Genomic DNA, 17824 nt, shown 5'->3' on the forward strand with positions numbered 1-17824 from the left:
TGGCGGGCTACGAAACGAAATATACCTCTAATTAATGGGTATGTAAATCATTATTTTTAATTTTTTTTGATTTTTTACCTACTAAACCCTCAGACTGTACATTTGTTGGCTGATCTACCCAAGGAGTGCGTTGTAAAGCCAGCTCTAAAACCTGTTCTATGGTCTTTACAGGATGTATTGATAGCTTACGTAAAACATTATCTGGAATCTCTTCCAGGTCTTTTACATTCTCCTCAGGAATAATGACATGTTTAATTCCGCCTCGATGAGCAGCCAATAGTTTCTCTTTAAGACCACCTATTGGTAATACCTGCCCTCTTAGTGTTATTTCCCCTGTCATTGCTACATCCGCTTTTACAGGAATATGTGTCACTACAGAAACTAACACCGTACACATACCTATACCCGCACTGGGACCATCCTTGGGAGTTGCACCCTCTGGAACATGCACATGGAAATCATTCTTATCATAAAAATCATCAGCCAAACCTAATTTTTTAGCTCGACTTCGGACAACAGTCATTGCTGCATGGATAGATTCCTGCATGACCTCGCCTAATTGACCTGTATGAGTCACTTTACCTTTACCAGGCATCATGGATGCTTCTATTGTTAGTAATTCCCCACCAACACTTGTCCACGCCAAACCTGTAACCTGTCCAACCTGGTCAAATTCTTCAGCCAAACCATAACGGAATTTTTTCACACCTAAATATTTTTCAATATTACTGGTGGTTACCGTCATTTTTTTAACTTTTTTATTGGATAAAATTTCTTTTACGACTTTTCTACAAACACTAGCAATATCCCGTTCTAAGTTACGAACACCTGCCTCGCGTGTATAGTGCCGAATTACCTCTCGTATCGCTCCTTCACTAATATGTATTTCTTGGTTACTCAAACCATTCAAGACAACTTGTTTCGGAACAAGATATTTTTCAGCAATACTTACTTTTTCATCTTCTGTATATCCTGCAAGTCGAATTACTTCCATTCTATCTAATAATGGGGCAGGAATTTCTAACGAGTTTGCTGTCGCAATGAACATCACGTCACTCAAATCATAATCTACTTCGAGATAATGATCATTGAACGTGTGGTTTTGCTCTGGGTCCAATACCTCAAGTAAAGCTGCAGCTGGGTCCCCACGGAAATCCATAGCCATTTTATCCACTTCATCCAACATAATAAGTGGATTTTTTACTCCAGCCTTACACAATTTCTGAATAATCTTACCTGGCATAGAACCAATATAAGTTCTACGATGGCCACGAATCTCTGCTTCATCTCGAACACCACCCAAAGCAATACGAATAAACGTACGCCCCGTAGCATTTGCAATAGATTGTCCTAATGATGTTTTACCTACTCCTGGAGGTCCAACGAGACAAAGTATAGGACCTTTCAATCGTTTCACACGTTGTTGAACAGCCAGATACTCAATAATGCGCTCTTTAACCAGCTCAAGCCCATAATGTTCTTTATCTAATAATTTTTCTGCCTTAGGCAGATCAAATTGAATTTTAGTTCTTTTTTTCCAGGGTACAGCGAGCATCCAATCAAGATAATTACGAATGACCGTCGCTTCAGCAGACATGGGCGACATCATTTTCAACTTATGAAGTTCTGCTAGTGATTTTTCTTTAGCTTCCTTAGGCATACCGGCTTTATTAATGGAATTTTCCAGTTGTTCGATTTCACTCCCTTCTTCACCCAATTCGCCTAATTCTTTTTGAATCGCTTTCATTTGTTCATTGAGATAATATTCTCTCTGACTTTTCTCCATTTGTCGCTTAACCCGGCCTCTCACACGTTTTTCTACGTGCAATAAATCAATTTCATTTTCTATAGCAGACATTAAGCGTTCAAGGCGCGTACCCACGTCCATTGTTTCTAATAATTCTTGCTTATCATCAACTTTCAAAGTGAGGTGCGCAGCAATGGTATCGGCTAACCGTCCTGGTTCTTCTATACCCGCAAGAGGCGATAAAACTTCAGGTGGAATTTTTTTGTTTAGTTTAATGTATTGCTCAAATTGCGACATCAAGGAGCGCATTAAAATACCAATATCCGGCTCCTGAACTGCAGCATTTTCATCCTCAAGCAATTCTAGATCCGCTTCTAAATACCCTTTTGCCTGATTATATTCTTTTGCTTTAGCACGCTTCTCCCCTTCAACTAAAACTTTCACCGTTCCATCAGGAAGTTTCAATAGCTGGAGAACACTGGATAATGTGCCAACGTGGAAAATATCCTCTGCCCCTGGATCATCGTTTGATGATTTCTTCTGTGCGACTAAAAAGATTTGCTTACTATCAACCATAGCCGCTTCTAAGGCTTTAATTGATTTTCCTCGCCCAACAAATAGAGGAATAACCATATGGGGGTAGACCACTACGTCTCTTAATGGTAACACAGGTATACTAGACAGTTTTTCTGTCTCATTCGAAGTCTCTTTAATTTCAGTGGACATAATGAACCCTTATTCAATCGGAAAACTTTAATATTTACGTGACTACTAATTATAATTTAAAAGGAAGGGAGAGTTATTGCAAGAAATCAAAGCGTTATAATTAAGAAAGTTTTAAAGAACTTCTCTCCCATCATAAAGATAGGAGAGAGATAGAGCAAAAATTTTACTCTTGGCCACCTGCTGCACTCTTCATCCCATCTTGTTCATAAATAAGGATGGGTTTAGATGAGCTAGTCACCGCACTTTCATCTACCACAACCTTAATTACTCCTTCAAGAGAAGGTAATTCATACATGGTGTCTAAAAGAATATTTTCAAGTATGGCACGCAAACCTCGTGCACCCATTTTTCTTTCTAGAGCCTTTTTAGCTATAGCGTTCAATGCTTCTTCTCTAAATTCAAGTTCCACTTCTTCCATTTTGAATAAAGACTGGAATTGCTTGGTCAAAGCATTTTTAGGATTCGTTAAAATATCAATAAGAGCGGATTCATCCAATTCCTGTAAGGTAGCAACGACAGGCAATCGACCAACGAATTCGGGTATTAATCCGTATTTAATCAAATCATCAGATTCAAGCTGGTTCAATACTTTGGATATTTCATCATTGTTTTCTTTTTTATTTTTTAATTGAGCAGAAAATCCAATACCTGACTTGTCACTACGCTCTCTTATTACCTTTTCTAATCCAGCAAACGCACCACCACAAATAAATAAAATGTTAGAAGTATCTACTTGTAAGAATTCTTGTTGTGGGTGCTTACGACCACCTTGCGGCGGAACTGAAGCAATTGTACCTTCAATCAGTTTTAAAAGGGCTTGCTGAACTCCCTCACCAGAAACATCGCGAGTAATTGAAGGATTATCTGATTTGCGTGATATCTTATCAATTTCATCAATGTAAACGATACCATGTTGTGCTTTATCTACATCATAATCACACTTTTGTAAGAGCTTCTGGATAATGTTCTCTACGTCTTCACCTACATAACCTGCTTCAGTAAGAGTAGTTGCATCTGCCATAGCAAACGGAACATTGAGAATACGAGCTAATGTTTGCGCCAAAAGTGTTTTTCCACTACCAGTTGGGCCGATAAGTAAAATATTACTTTTACCAAGTTCAACCCCATCTTCACTTTTATGTTGTAATCGCTTGTAATGATTATATACAGCTACGGATAAGACTTTTTTGGCATGTGATTGCCCGATGACGTACTCATCTAAGAAGGTTGAAATTTCTTTAGGTGATGGCAAGCGTACTTCTGTCTCTTCATGAGATTCATGTGTTTCTTCACGAATAATATCGTTGCATAATTCAACACACTCATCACATACAAACACAGAAGGACCAGCAATCAATTTTTTTACTTCATGTTGGCTCTTTCCACAAAAAGAACAATACAAAACTTTATCGCCACTTCCGTTACCGGATTTACTCATAACCAAACCCCTTCTTACAACGATTATCGGAAAAATAGATAATATATGTAAAATATTAGTCAATCAGAAAAAGATATGCCACTGTTATTCACAGCAACTATTTTTTAAAAACAAAGCGAAATACGAAGAAGTAATAATGAATCAATCTATAAAAAGGCACCTCGCATTCCTAGCCTGGGTACAGCGAAGCGGAACCCGGTAAACCTGAACCCTAACCCAGGTTCCGCTTCGCTACAGCCGGGCCATCATACATTATAGTTCAGTCTTTAAATTTAATGTAAATAATTACTCTACTTTACTTACTGACTCACGATCATAAAGCACTTGATCTACTAGGCCATATTCAACAGCCTGTGTCGCACTCATAAAATTATCACGCTCTGTATCGCGCATAATTTGGTCAGGAGTCTTTTTCGTGTGCTTTGCCATGATGGTATTTAATCGTTCTCTCACCGCTAAAGTTTCACGAGCATGAATTTCGATATCAGTTGCCTGACCACGATAACCACCTAGAGGTTGGTGAATCATGACCCGTGAGTTTGGTAAACAGAATCTCTTACCATCTGCGCCAGCACAAAGTAGTAAGGCAGCAGCACTTGCTGCTTGCCCTATACATAAAGTACTTACATCAGGTTTAATAAACTGAATGGTATCGTAAATTGCTAAACCAGCAGTTACTACCCCTCCAGGAGAATTAATGTAGAGAGAAATATCTTTTTCAGGATTTTCAGACTCAAGAAACAACAATTGAGCAACAACTAAATTAGCCATATGATCTTCAACTTCACCCAATAGAAAGATAATACGCTCTTTCAATAATCTTGAGTAAATATCATATGAACGCTCACCACGTGAGGTTTGTTCAATAACCATTGGGACTAATCCACTGGCATTGCGAATTATGTTCTCTGAATAGCCCGACATATAATTACTCTCCTTTTTTCTCAGTCGCATCAGTCTCTGGCTTAGGATTCATGACTGAATCATAATCCTTATTCTTGTATTTAACTTTTGCATCCTCGGCAATTTTATCTGCAACCATCTCTTCCATAACAAGAGCTTCAATTTCCGCCATATGTTCTTTACTGCTTTGGTACCACGCACGTAACTCATCAGGATTTTCATAAGCGCTAGCAAATCGCTCAATAACTTCCTTAACTTTATCTTTATCAGCTACGATTTGGTGTTTTTTAACATATTCTGAAAAGAGTAAACCAAGATGAACACGACGTTTTGCTTGTTCTACGAAAAGTTCACGAGGGAAATCAGGAATTTGCTCGTTCTCATGATGTTCATGTCCAAAAAGACGATGATACATGTCATGTTTCAAATGTTCGATTTCTTTGTCAATTAAAGCCATTGGTAATTCAACAGTATTAACTTCCATTAATTTATCAAACAATTTTTCTCTATTCATCATGCTAACACGACGCTCTAATTCACGAGCCATATTCTCTTTAATATCTTTTTTCAGTGCATCTACGCCACCTTCTTTGATATTAAACTTCTCAGCGAATTCATCATTGAGCTCAGGAAGCTTTCCTTCCATTACATTATGAATAGTAATTTTGAATACAGCCTCTTTACCTGCTAATTCTTTATGACCGTAGTCTTCGGGGAAGGTTACTTTAATATCAAAAGCCTTTTCTTTCTTATTACCAATAATTCCATCCTCAAAACCAGGAATCATTGATCCAGAACCAATAACTAATTCATGGCCATTAGCACTTCCACCATCAAAAAGCTTGTCATCAAGAAACCCTTCGAAATCGATAACAACTTTATCGCCTTTTTTAACAGCTCGAGAAACATCATGCCATTCTTTATTTTGTTCACGAAGTTTATCCAGCATGTCATCAACATCTTTATCAGTGACTTCTGAACGTGCTAGCTCAACCACGGCTTGATTTAATTCAACAACCTCAAATACAGGCATTACTTCAAATATTGCTGAGTATCTGAAGTCTTTACCCTTCTCAAGTTGCTCAGGCTCTACAGAAGGATAACCAGCTGGAACCAATTCATTTTTTTGCAATGCTTCATATAAAGTAGATTGTACCATGTCGCGAGCGACTTCTTCACGGACACTTTGAGAATAACGACTAACAACAACATGCATCGGTACTTTACCAGGACGAAAACCATCCATTTTAGCTTTGCGAGCAAGATTCTTGAGACGTAAGCTCACTTCTTCCTCAACTTTCTCCGCAGGTACAGAAACTGTCACCTTACGTTCCAAACCTTCTAGGGTCTCAACAGAAACTTGCATTAATGTCACCTCTTGGAATTTATAATGATAATGGTGCGAAAGGAGAGACTCGAACTCTCACGGGTCGCCCCGCTGGAACCTAAATCCAGTGCGTCTACCAATTCCGCCACTTTCGCAAATCAGGTTGGATTATCAATCAGTAATTCGGTCTTGTAAAGACTCAGATAGAATCTTTAGCGATAAACCATTTGTTTCTCTCTCAAATGGGGTGAACGATGGGACTCGAACCCACGACAACCGGGATCACAACCCGGGGCTCTACCAACTGAGCTACGCTCACCATAAAAACTTTTACCAGAAATTCTTATGATAAATAAAATCTGGGCTGGCACGCCCGGCAGGATTCGAACCTGCTACCCTCGGCTTAGAAGGCCGATGCTCTATCCAGATGAGCTACGGGCGCAAATTTGGTCGGGGTGGAGGGATTCGAACCCCCGACATCCTGCTCCCAAAGCAGGCGCGCTACCAGACTGCGCTACACCCCGTTAACCCGTCCCAAGGACAGAGCGCAGATGATACTAGGTGCTTTCATCAAGGTCAATATCTTAAATCATTTAATTTTAATTAATTTTATTTTTGGGGGTTAGATATTTATTTGGCTTGAACAACTAGATTTTTTTTAAACCACATAGCCAATCATCGATACAAGTACCTTAATTTTCCCTACTCGTATCTTCATCACTTTTCAGCTAGCATTGGGAATTATAATTAACCTCCGAATGAATTTATGAAATTTAAACTGCTTCCTATCTTCGACAGCATGAATTTTCTTCATAAAAATCATGAACACGTCGTATTGCCTGATCCACGTTTTCGAAATGATTTTAATTATGCTTTGAATTTTCTGAAAAGTTATACTGGTAGCCAGGGAACATTTAATAGTTATCGCAGAGAAACGGAACGTTTGTTGCAATGGACGTGGTTAATAAAAAAAACCACATTAAATGAATTAAAACGTGACGATATTGAGCAATACATTCATTTTTGTCAGAACCCACTCAAATCCTGGATTAGTTTGAAAAAGGTGCCTCGCTTTATTGAAAAGGATGGGACTCGTATTCCCAATGAAGAATGGAGACCTTTTGTAGTTACGGTAAGTAAATCTGCAATAAAAAATGGCCATAAACCTGAAATAGACCAATTCAATTTGTCGCAAGGAGCCATTCAGGAAATCTTTGCGATTTTAAGTACTTTATTTAATTTCTTAATTGCTGAGGAATACCTGGTTTCCAATCCAGTTGCCCTTATTCGTCAAAAAAGTAAATTTATTCGTAAGAAACAACATAATGCCCCCATCCGTCGACTTAGTTTGATGCAATGGAGTGCCGTGTTGGACGCTGCTGAATCTCTTGCCGAAGAATCGCCTATGAAACATGAGCGTACTCGTTTTATGCTAAGCATGTTATTTGGTATGTATCTCCGTATCTCTGAACTAGCAGCCAGTGATCGGTGGATCCCCAGTATGAATGATTTCTCTAAAGATAGTAATGGCCACTGGTGGTTTACAACGGTAGGTAAAGGAAATAAAGAACGCCAAATCGCAGTAAGCGATGCGATGTTAGAGAGTTTAATGCGATGGCGATCTTTTCAAGGCTTATCCCCTCTTCCATCTCCCGCTGATAATAGCCCTCTTATTCCAAAAATTCGTGGCAACGGCCCCATGAGTGATACAGCACCAATACGTAGAATTATTCAAGGATGCTTTGACTTAGCTGGTGAGCAACTTCGAATAAAAGGCTATCAAGAAGAGGCAGATAATTTGGCTGCGGCCACGGTGCACTGGCTTAGACATACAGGAATCTCTGAAGATGTGAAAATTCGTCCCCGCGAGCATGTGCGTGATGATGCCGGTCACAGCTCCAGTGCTACAACTGATCGCTATATAGACATCGAGAAGCAAGCTCGTTATCAATCGGCCAGGAAAAAAACTATAGAGCCTGAGCCAAGTTAAACGGATTGTGATAAAATTCATAAAATGTTTGTGGTTCGTAGCCAGGATTAAGTATCTGTCTCTTGCCGTACTATCTACGCCCTGCCCACGACTTGTTCGCGCATTATCGCAGTTCATCTGGATTCCGCGGGCAAGTCGCAGAACGTCGGAGATCAAAATTAGACACTTTTTTTGAGACGTGTTTATTTTAGGTGCACTTGAGCAAATCTTTCCCTGCGAATTCATAATTTTTGTACCAACTCTATTTATGGCTAAAGATTTATCATGCTTACTCTTCGTCAAATTACTCTAAGTCGTGGCAATAAAGTTTTATTAGACAAAGTCAATGTCACCCTATATGAAAAACAAAAAATAGGTCTTATCGGTCATAACGGCTGCGGAAAATCAACATTATTTGATTTTTTATTAGGAAAATTGACTCCCGATACAGGTGAGTTTTTAATTAATCCGCAACTAAGCATAAGTCACTTATCTCAGCAATTACCTGACAGCGATGCAAAAGCATTAGATTTTGTCGTAGGTGGCGATGATGGTTATATGAAATTGCTCCAACGCTTACAGGAAGCAGAAGAAACAGGTAACGATGCTGAAGTATTAGCTTGTCATGAAGAATTAAGTCATACGGGTGGTTACAGTAAACCCGCTCAAGCAGCTACGATTATGTCTGGCCTGGGTTTTAGTAGTGCGCAGCAACAGGCTTCCGTAAATAGCTTTTCCGGAGGCTGGCGAATGCGTTTAAGCCTTGCGCGTTGTTTAATGAAGCCTGCAGATTTGCTTTTATTGGATGAACCTACTAACCATTTGGATATGGAAGCCATTTTTTGGCTGGAGCGTTTTTTAAAACAAAGCCCAAGTACGATTATTCTTATTTCTCATGACCGTGAATTTCTTGATGCCTTTGTCACGCATATTTTACATATTGAAAAACAAAATCTATCACTTTATGGTGGCAATTACAGTTGTTTTGAAAAAACGCATGCACAGCAATTGGCATTACAACAAGCTATGTATGAGAAGCAACAAACCCAAATTAATCATATGATGTCCTTTGTAAATCGTTTTAAAGCTAAAGCGACTAAGGCAAAACAAGCGCAGGGACGTCTTAAAGCCATAGAAAGAATGGAAATTATCGCCGCAGCTCAAGTTGACTCCCCTTTTTCTTTCGAATTCTTTCCATGTCCCCGTGCAGGAAACCCGCTAATACAATGCAACATGGTTGACGCAGGATATCAATCAGAAAAAACGATAATAAAAAGAATTAATCTTTCTCTCAATCCGGGTGACAGAATCGCGTTACTGGGTCCAAATGGCGAAGGAAAATCAACATTAATTAAGACCTTAACTGGCTCTTTAGCTCCATTAAATGGCATCATTCACCGTTCAGCTCATTTAAAGATTGGTTATTATGCACAACACCAATTGGAACAGCTTGATTGTAATTTAAGTCCAGTAGAAACGATCCAAGCCCTATCGCCAGAAATACGTGAACAAACCATTCGTGATTTTTTAGGGGGCTTCAATTTTACTGGTGATATGGCAGTTCAAACTATCACTCATTTTTCCGGCGGTGAAAAAGCACGCCTGGCTTTGGCCAAACTTGTTTGGCTCAAACCCAATTTGCTCCTACTTGATGAGCCGACAAACCATTTGGATCTTGGAATGCGCTCTGCTATTGAACTTGCATTACAAAGTTATGAAGGGGCATTAATTTTGATTTCTCATGATCGTCATATGCTTAAAACCACCGTAGATAATTTCTATCTTGTTTATCAGCAAAAAGTTCAACCTTTTGAAGGCGACTTAGACGATTATTATTCTTGGCTTCAAACTAAAGATTCAATTAAAGAAAATACAGTAACTGCGTCTACAAATGATTATAAAGAGAAGAAAGCATTACAAAATCGTCTGAAAAAATTGGAACAATTAATTGAACAATATCACAGTGAAATTTCCAAACTGGATCTACTACTCGGCGATGCCAGTCTTTATGAGGACAGCTCCCAACAAAATAAACTCAATCAGTTACTCCAAAAACGCACTGATTCACATACTTCATTAAACGAAGCTGAAGAAGAATGGTTAGAAATTAGTAGCAGCTTAGAAGATTTAAGTTAAATTTATAGCTTAAGTGTCGCTCTTTTGGGGCTTAGGATATCTAAATACCTTATTCCTAGACTCCAGAGCGCTGCATCAGACTAAGATTTGCCCCACAATTTGCCTTTTTAAACTAATCGATTTTTTATTACGCCCTGAAATTATTTTTTATAGCCTATAATTTAATCACATAGTATTTAATTGAGGCTATCATGGAAGCAAAACTACTCGAGAAACTCAAAAAAATAAATCCTTTAAATGAACATGGTATTCCCAAAAGCCAAGGAAATTGCCATTGGTGTGCTATTGAAGGGGCTCGCGTACTATTACAAGGTGTTGAACCCAGGGAAATACCCGATTATGAGGGGGGCAACGATCCTGTAGAAGGTCTAGTTCATAAAGTACATGACAGTGAGGAAGTAGAAGACTTGGATGAGTTTTTTAAGAAAATACAAGAATTAAATAAAGGTGAATTACTGTTGGTAAGTCTTGAAAGCACAAGTGAAGATGAAGATGACGATTTAGATCACACCTACATCATCTATGTAGATGCAAATAATGAGGCATATCTTATTGACGCAGATAGGCAAATTTTTGTTGAATTAGATGAGCGAGAGGATTTTCACCAACAAGTTAAAGGCTGGAAAAACATTAATACGATTAACTACTTAAATGGTCAGCTCAATTCCGATTTTTCTGACAATGTTAAAGTTTGCGTCTGCAAATTGACCAAAGAAGCTGTTCATGAGGTTCATGGCGAACCGTTACCTGAATATGGAACTGAGGTTCCAAGTTTTCGTTTTTACTAGATTTAATGAAGTTCATTTTCCAGCTAACTACTCTCCTTTTTAGTAGGTAGCTGGAAATCATCATGAGTGATTATAAATTTCAACGGCGACTCGGCTAACATCTTTTTGAATTAGAAAAGCATCCTCTAGCGTTTCCAAAGGCGTATTAGAGACTGCAATGATAAACGCAAGCAAATGCCCGTTCTTCGTTTCAATATATCCTGATAATACCTCTGAAAAAGAATAAAAACGTTGGTTTGCAAAGTCATATGATAGTGAGGTGCCTGTTTTTCCGTGAATTTTACCTACGGCAGGAATATTCTGAGCTGCTTTTGCAAGACTACCATCTACACCAAGTATGGGTAAGGCATTATAGAACACTTTAAATTGGTTATCCGGCAGCTTGTGCATATAGGTTAATAACTTAATAGCAGCCGAGGGAAGAATCCTGTTTGTATCCCCACCAGCACCGTCACCGAATACAAACTCATTTGCAGTCAATCCTACGGTATCACGCAAAAATTTTGCAATATGGGGCAAACCTTGAGCAAATGAAGTTTCGTTATAGTGTTGAGCTAATAAAAGCGGTAATAAATCGGCGCCTATGTTATGACTTAATTTTAGAATGACTTTAACATACTCAGAAAATGGTGGAGAAGTATATTGGGCAATGGGTGTAAGTCGATTATAGACTTCTGCGTTTGGTAACTGATTATTTTTATTATCGAGGTGTACAACAATACCTTGTTGTTTTAATGCTGCGATAAATGCCTGTCTGGCAAAAGAAGCGGGTTTAAGAATAGGCGATACTCTTAATAGTTCTTCGGAATTCGCAGCAATTTGTCCTTTTATAGTCAATACGGTGTCATCATTATTACTTGAGGTTTCAATATTGTTTTTTTCACCATCACTTACAGTTATAACCTGGTTATCAATAGAATAACCAGGAGCTTGTGGGCGCCATTTTATTAGGGCTTTCTGTCCCACAGTTGTAGGTTTAATTTGAAAATCAAATAAGTTCTCATTAATCATAATCGGAGAAATAATGTAATTGCGTAAATATTCAGTTTTGAATAAGCGGTTATCTACTAATACATCACCATTAATTTTTGTAATACCTTTGGCTTTGATTTGTTCAGCAAGACTAATCAATCCATTCAGTGGGTTTTCGGGAGTAATTCCTGCACCCGGTAAATCATTTGCATAAATATGATCAATATACCCATAAGTGAGTTTATCCTCATGAACACGGCCCCCTAATTCTAAATCGCCTTTACCAACGAGAATAAGGTTGCCGTTTAAGATGTTATTATCTTTCTGCCCTATAAAATAAACCGGTGTTTTAAAGCGATAGTCATTACCTAAAACATTCAAAGCAGCGGCAGAAGAGAATAATTTTGTAACAGAGGCGGGCATTAATAAATGGTTGGAGTTTAATTGGTAAATGTTTTCTTGGGTATTCAAATCTTTAACTTCAATCCACCATTGCGCATTTTGGTAACGGGGTTGGTGCATAACATTGAGCATGTCCTGCGGTAATAATTTAGTCGCGTTGGATGAAGTAACTGGTAACAAAATTAAAAGAATGGTGAGCTTGTTGAACAATATTTTTATTGTTTTAAGTTTAATGTGCACAATTTACTCCCTATCTAACTAATAGTCCTTTGAGAATAAATTGTCAGATATGAATCATTATATCAAGTTTCTTAGGATTTTCTTTTTCAACATCGTGTTAAAAATAAGAGGTTTTAGGATTTATCAAAACTAATTAAATGCATAGGAGTAAAGTAAAAATGAAAAATGAGCTTCTCTAATGCGGAGAGATCAGAACAATTAAGTGAGTTCCTCACTCAAGGTATGCCAATCCCAATGTTGGTTCTCAAATGACTTTGAGTCAAACTATGCAATGAAGTAAAGTGATTACGTAGAGCGTAATAGTTCCAACATTAATTTTGCAGATAATTGTTCTGCTTTTCTACGGTTAGAACCTTGGCCATAAGTTTGTTGTTTTGTCCCCATCACCGTACAAGTTATATAGAATATTTGATTGTGCTCATCTCCTTCCACCTTAGTCAAAGTGTATTCAGGAAGAGCCATTTTTTCAGCTTGCAAATATTCTTGTAATTGAGTTTTGGCATCTTTTAAACAATCGTTTAAATTAGAATCTTCAAGTCTGGAGCGATATAATTTTAAAATAACCTCTTTAGAGGCCTCTATTCCCCCATCCAGAAAAATTGCTGCAAAAACAGCTTCCATAGCATCAGAAAGGATCGAGGCTCGGCGAAAACCACCACTTTTCAACTCACCTTGTCCGAGAAAAAGGAAATCACCCAAATCAATTTCTTTAGCCAATTCAACCAGCATCTCGCCCCGAACTAAAAATGAACGCAAACGACTTAATTGGCCTTCGCTTTGTAACGGAAAACGATGAAACAATTCATTGGCGATCACAAAACTTAAAATTGAATCTCCAAGAAACTCAAAACGCTCATAGTTTACACTCCCAACACTACAATGCGTTAAAGCTTGTTTGAGATAGGCAATATTATTGAATTGATACTTTAATCGCCTGCATAACCTTTCTAAATCAACTTTCACTGCCAGCTACAACCTCTTCAGTATGATCAAAATCAAATAATAAGCTTATATTATATACTAAGGGCTTAATCACTTGATATTTCACTTTTACTCTAAATTTATTGGTCCCTATGGGCTCAACCATTAACTGATCATCCTTTAAACTTTCCACACCATTGATATTTAGGCGTTTATCCATGGTACTCTTTAGCACATTAACATCTGCCATGGGATCACCACTTAATGAGGACAGAGGCAATGCATTCAACCCTTTTACCGATTTGATAACTGAGTAATACTGCAAATAAACTGGAATAACACGCATTACAACGATTGCAGCCATAACAATCAAAGCTACTGTAAGTGTCATTCCTATGAAAGTCATTCCCTTTTGTTTCTGCATTTGCCATTCCTTTCAGCTTTATCGTCAGTGTTTTTGATCAGAACATAATTAAAAATACGATATTAATTTACGGGATCAATTTCCCTATTCTAGACCAACGAACGTTATCCGTTTTACCATTCCAACTCATCCAAACTAAAAACGCTCTACCTCGCAAATAGGATTCCGGTACAAATCCCCAGAATCGGCTGTCCGCGCTATCATCACGATTATCACCCATCATGAAATAATTCCCCTCGGGCACCACGATGTCAAAATCTACAGCTGGAACATCTGTTCTAACGAAAATATTATGTATTGTACCATTCAAGTCTTCTTGATATTTAGCTACAGCTTTTCCGGAGCTTTCATCAATAGTGTATTCAAGAAAAGTCTGTTTTGCTTTTCTTCCGTTAATGGTTAACACTTTATTATGATAACTAATTTTATCGCCAGGTACTCCAATTACCCTTTTAATGTAATCATATGAAGGATCTGGCGGCCAGCGAAATACTGCCACCTGTCCTGTTTTAGGGTCAGAAATCGAAACCACTTTCTTTTCCCAAACAGGAAGTCTTAATCCATAAATAAATTTATTTACTGCGACAAAATCACCAACAAGCAATGTCGGCTCCAATGAACCAGAAGGAATACGGAACGGTTCAATTAAAAATGAACGTAAAATTAATACAATGAAAAATACAGGAAAAAACGATCGTGAATATTCAATAATACGATTTGGTTTTTGATCCTCAGCACGTTTTCTTGCCCAAAAAAGCACATCTAAAAGATAAATAAAACCGCTGATGAACGATAGGACAACCAATATTAAAGCAAAATTCATAAATTATATCCTAAACTTAGTTTCGTAATAATACATCTACCAGCAATCATAATGCCCTTGTACTATTTCTTTTTATCTGTTTGGAAAACAGCCATAAACGCCTCTTGAGGTATTTCCACATGTCCCACTTGTTTCATACGTTTTTTACCGGCTTTTTGTTTTTCCAATAATTTTCGTTTTCGAGTCACATCACCACCATAACATTTTGCAGTAACGTTCTTACGTAATGCCTTTACTGTTTGTCTGGCAATAATATGGCTACCTAAAGCGGCTTGAATGGCTACATCAAACATTTGTCGTGGAATTAAGTCACGCATTTTTTCGGCGATTAATTTTCCACGAGTATGCGCTGAAGAACGATGAACAATAACAGAAAGTGCATCCACCCGTTCACTATTAATTAAAATGTCCATTTTAACTAAGTCGGCTTCTTGAAACCGTAAAAAATTATAATCAAGCGACGCATAACCACGGCTTACTGATTTTAAACGATCAAAGAAATCCGAAACCACTTCACTCATAGGAATATCATAAGTTACAGAAACTTGACGACCACTATACGTCATATTGACCTGTACACCGCGTCGCTCAACACACAAACTAATTATTGAGCCAAGAAAGTCCTGAGGCACCAGTATGTTTGCTCTCACAATAGGTTCATACATTTCTTTAATTTGTGGCAGTGGAGGTAATAGAGACGGATTATCAATCAACATAGTCTCGCCTTTTTGGGTCAAAATTTGATAAACCACAGTAGGCGCAGTAGATATTAAGTCAAGATTGTATTCTCTTTCTAAACGCTCTTGTACGATTTCCATATGCAACATACCCAAGAAACCGCAGCGAAAACCAAAACCCAATGCTTCTGAAGATTCAGGTTCATAAAATAAGGAAGCATCATTTAAGCTTAGTTTAGCTAGCGCTTCACGGAATGCCTCAAAATCATCAGAACTAATAGGAAATAAGCCAGCATAAACTTGGGGTTTCACACGTTGAAATCCCGGAAGCGGTTTATCTGCTTGAGTTTTTTCCAAAGTAAGTGTATCCCCAACAGGAGCTCCTTGAATTTCCTTAATTCCTGCTACTAAGTAACCTACCTCACCAGCGTTTAAAACATCAAGTTTCGTACGTTTAGGCGTAAATATGCCAACTTGGTCGACTTCATATGAGCGTCCAGTAGACATAACTCTCATTTTATCCCCTTTACGTATTGAGCCATTAACGATGCGTACCAAGGAAACAACTCCCAGATAGCTATCGAACCATGAATCAATAATTAAAGCCTGTAATGGTGCATGAATGTCCCCCTCGGGTGGAGGGATACGAGTTACTAAAGCTTCAAGGACATCGTCTACACCCAGTCCACTTTTGGCGCTGACTCGTATTGCATCATGGGCATCAACACCAATAATATCTTCAATTTCCGAGATAACGCGTTCGGGTTCAGCTTGTGGCAAATCAATTTTGTTAAGAACTGGCAAAACAGATAATGATTGGTCAATCGCGGTATAACACACAGCTACAGTTTGTGCTTCTACACCTTGGGCTGCGTCAACAACAAGAATTGCCCCCTCACAGGCAGCCAGGGAGCGAGATACCTCATAACTAAAATCTACGTGCCCTGGGGTATCAATAAAATTCAAGAGATAGCTTTTACCATCTTGCGCAGTGTAATTTAAAGAAACACACTGTGCTTTAATCGTGATACCCCGCTCTCGTTCTATATCCATCGAGTCAAGTACTTGAGCACTCATTTCACGTTCGGATAAACCACCACAAATTTGGATAAATCGATCAGCCAAGGTCGATTTACCATGATCAATATGGGCAATAATTGAAAAATTACGAATTCGCTTTAAATCACTCAACTGAAATAACCTTTTTGCAAATAGCGCATTCTAGCTTAAATATGCGCGACCTTAAAGTATTTGCTAATATAGTGCATTTTTAATAAGATTTATCATTTCATTTATTAGGGTGCGCTATGCGACGAATACCAGGTTTGGGGTTTATTGCAATAATACTGCTACTTTTTTCATTCTCAACTTATTCAAATAGCGCATTTACGCAAAGAAAAGATGTGCAGCTTTTTATCAAAAGTATGGTCAAAGAGCACCACTTTAATGCCAAAGAGCTTACAGCAATAATGAATCAAGTTGTTATTCAACCTGATATTATTGAATCAATGGAAAAACCATACGAAAAGAAAAATTGGGATGTCTACAGAGATTTGTTTCTCACTCCCGCACGTTTAAAAGGTGGATTGGACTATTGGATTGCTAATAGAGAAGCCTTAGACAGAGCACAAAAAAAATATGGTGTTCCACCAGAAATTATTATTGCAATTCTCGGGGTAGAAACCCTGTATGGAGAACGACAAGGGGATCATCGAGTTTTAGATGCATTGGCTACATTGGCTTTCAACTATCCCAAACGCTCCCCCTACTTCACAAAAGAGTTAAAAGAGTATTTGCTTTTATGTCGTGAACATGGCGTCCCTGCAACTCAATACAAAGGATCTTATGCTGGAGCCATAGGGCAACCACAATTTATGCCCAGTAGTTACCGTAATTTTGCTGTCGATTTTAATAACACCGGCAAACGCGACCTGGTTTCTAATAATGCTGACTCCATAGGAAGCATCGCAAATTACTTTCATAAACATGGTTGGAAACCAAATGATGGGGTTGCCCAAAATGCTAAATTAGTAGGTTCAATGCATAAACGCATTCAAATGAATCCTAAAAGGACAAATTATTATTATTCGCAACTCATTGCGCATGGAGTCAAACCAATAACCGCCGCGCACAATCATCCTTCTCGCGCTGCATTAATTGAACTGGTCACTGCAAAAGGAAATGAATATTGGATTGCTTATCCTAACTTTTTTGTTATAACTCGGTACAATTCCAGTCCTCAATATGCGCTTGTAGTCTATTTGTTAGCACAACAATTGAAGCAGCAGTGGACTGCCATGAATATAAAAAAACTTAGAGCATTTGCTTAGG

Annotated in this window: 13 protein-coding genes and 4 tRNA genes; 4 read left to right on the forward strand and 13 right to left on the reverse strand. The window is 38.2% G+C overall.

Annotated features, from left to right (window positions below):
• Positions 1-31 precede the first annotated feature (31 nt).
• The 8 genes from lon to ACWTEW_RS26225 form a co-directional block, all read right to left on the reverse strand.
• On the reverse strand, positions 32-2473 hold the full coding sequence (lon, locus tag ACWTEW_RS26190; RefSeq protein WP_454781025.1) for an endopeptidase La: 2442 nt from the start codon (positions 2471-2473) through the stop codon (positions 32-34).
• Between the two features lie 163 nt (positions 2474-2636).
• Entirely contained in the window at positions 2637-3911 is a 1275-nt protein-coding gene (gene clpX / locus ACWTEW_RS26195; RefSeq protein WP_454781026.1) for an ATP-dependent Clp protease ATP-binding subunit ClpX, read from the reverse strand.
• Positions 3912-4196: 285 nt separating this feature from the next.
• The gene (clpP, locus tag ACWTEW_RS26200; protein ID WP_454781027.1) at positions 4197-4835 is read right to left on the reverse strand and encodes an ATP-dependent Clp endopeptidase proteolytic subunit ClpP; all 639 of its coding nucleotides are present in this window, start codon (positions 4833-4835) and stop codon (positions 4197-4199) included.
• A 4-nt stretch (positions 4836-4839) separates the two neighbouring features.
• The gene (gene tig / locus ACWTEW_RS26205) at positions 4840-6180 is read right to left on the reverse strand and encodes a trigger factor (RefSeq protein ID WP_454781028.1); all 1341 of its coding nucleotides are present in this window, start codon (positions 6178-6180) and stop codon (positions 4840-4842) included.
• Between the two features lie 31 nt (positions 6181-6211).
• Positions 6212-6296 (reverse strand) — tRNA-Leu (locus ACWTEW_RS26210).
• Between the two features lie 88 nt (positions 6297-6384).
• Positions 6385-6460, reverse strand: a tRNA-His gene (locus tag ACWTEW_RS26215).
• Positions 6461-6506: 46 nt separating this feature from the next.
• A tRNA-Arg gene (locus ACWTEW_RS26220) sits at positions 6507-6583 on the reverse strand.
• A gap of 5 nt (positions 6584-6588) precedes the next feature.
• Positions 6589-6665: transfer RNA gene (locus tag ACWTEW_RS26225), tRNA-Pro, on the reverse strand.
• Between the two features lie 242 nt (positions 6666-6907).
• Between ACWTEW_RS26225 and ACWTEW_RS26230 the strand changes: the two genes are divergently transcribed.
• From ACWTEW_RS26230 to ACWTEW_RS26240, 3 genes are all read left to right on the forward strand, one after another.
• A complete protein-coding gene (locus ACWTEW_RS26230; RefSeq protein WP_454781029.1) occupies positions 6908-8131 on the forward strand; it encodes a tyrosine-type recombinase/integrase in 1224 nt (407 codons plus the stop codon).
• 264 nt (positions 8132-8395) lie between these two features.
• Entirely contained in the window at positions 8396-10246 is a 1851-nt protein-coding gene (gene abc-f, locus ACWTEW_RS26235) for a ribosomal protection-like ABC-F family protein (RefSeq protein ID WP_454781030.1), read from the forward strand.
• A gap of 191 nt (positions 10247-10437) precedes the next feature.
• Positions 10438-11034, forward strand: a complete 597-nt coding sequence (locus ACWTEW_RS26240; protein ID WP_454781031.1) for a hypothetical protein — start codon at positions 10438-10440, stop codon at positions 11032-11034.
• A gap of 60 nt (positions 11035-11094) precedes the next feature.
• Here ACWTEW_RS26240 and dacB read toward each other — a convergent pair whose 3' ends face one another.
• The 5 genes from dacB to lepA form a co-directional block, all read right to left on the reverse strand.
• Positions 11095-12648 carry a D-alanyl-D-alanine carboxypeptidase/D-alanyl-D-alanine endopeptidase gene (gene dacB / locus ACWTEW_RS26245; protein WP_454781032.1) on the reverse strand — a complete coding sequence of 518 codons (1554 nt, stop codon included), beginning with the start codon at positions 12646-12648 and terminating at the stop codon, positions 11095-11097.
• 285 nt (positions 12649-12933) lie between these two features.
• Positions 12934-13611 carry a ribonuclease III gene (rnc, locus tag ACWTEW_RS26250; protein ID WP_454781033.1) on the reverse strand — a complete coding sequence of 226 codons (678 nt, stop codon included), beginning with the start codon at positions 13609-13611 and terminating at the stop codon, positions 12934-12936.
• Positions 13601-13993: a DUF4845 domain-containing protein gene (locus ACWTEW_RS26255; RefSeq protein WP_454781034.1), complete on the reverse strand. Its 393-nt coding sequence runs from the start codon at positions 13991-13993 to the stop codon at positions 13601-13603. Before ACWTEW_RS26255 ends, rnc begins: the two co-directional genes overlap by 11 nt.
• 67 nt (positions 13994-14060) lie before the next feature.
• Positions 14061-14816, reverse strand: coding sequence for a signal peptidase I (gene lepB / locus ACWTEW_RS26260; RefSeq protein WP_454781035.1), 756 nt, complete (start codon positions 14814-14816; stop codon positions 14061-14063).
• A gap of 62 nt (positions 14817-14878) precedes the next feature.
• Positions 14879-16684: a translation elongation factor 4 gene (gene lepA / locus ACWTEW_RS26265; protein ID WP_454781036.1), complete on the reverse strand. Its 1806-nt coding sequence runs from the start codon at positions 16682-16684 to the stop codon at positions 14879-14881.
• Between the two features lie 116 nt (positions 16685-16800).
• On the opposite strand from lepA, the gene mltB reads away from it, so the two are divergent.
• Positions 16801-17823 carry a lytic murein transglycosylase B gene (gene mltB / locus ACWTEW_RS26270; protein ID WP_454781037.1) on the forward strand — a complete coding sequence of 341 codons (1023 nt, stop codon included), beginning with the start codon at positions 16801-16803 and terminating at the stop codon, positions 17821-17823.
• The last annotated feature ends 1 nt before the right edge of the window (position 17824 follow it).

It is taken from the genome of Legionella stuttgartensis, assembly GCF_977063405.2.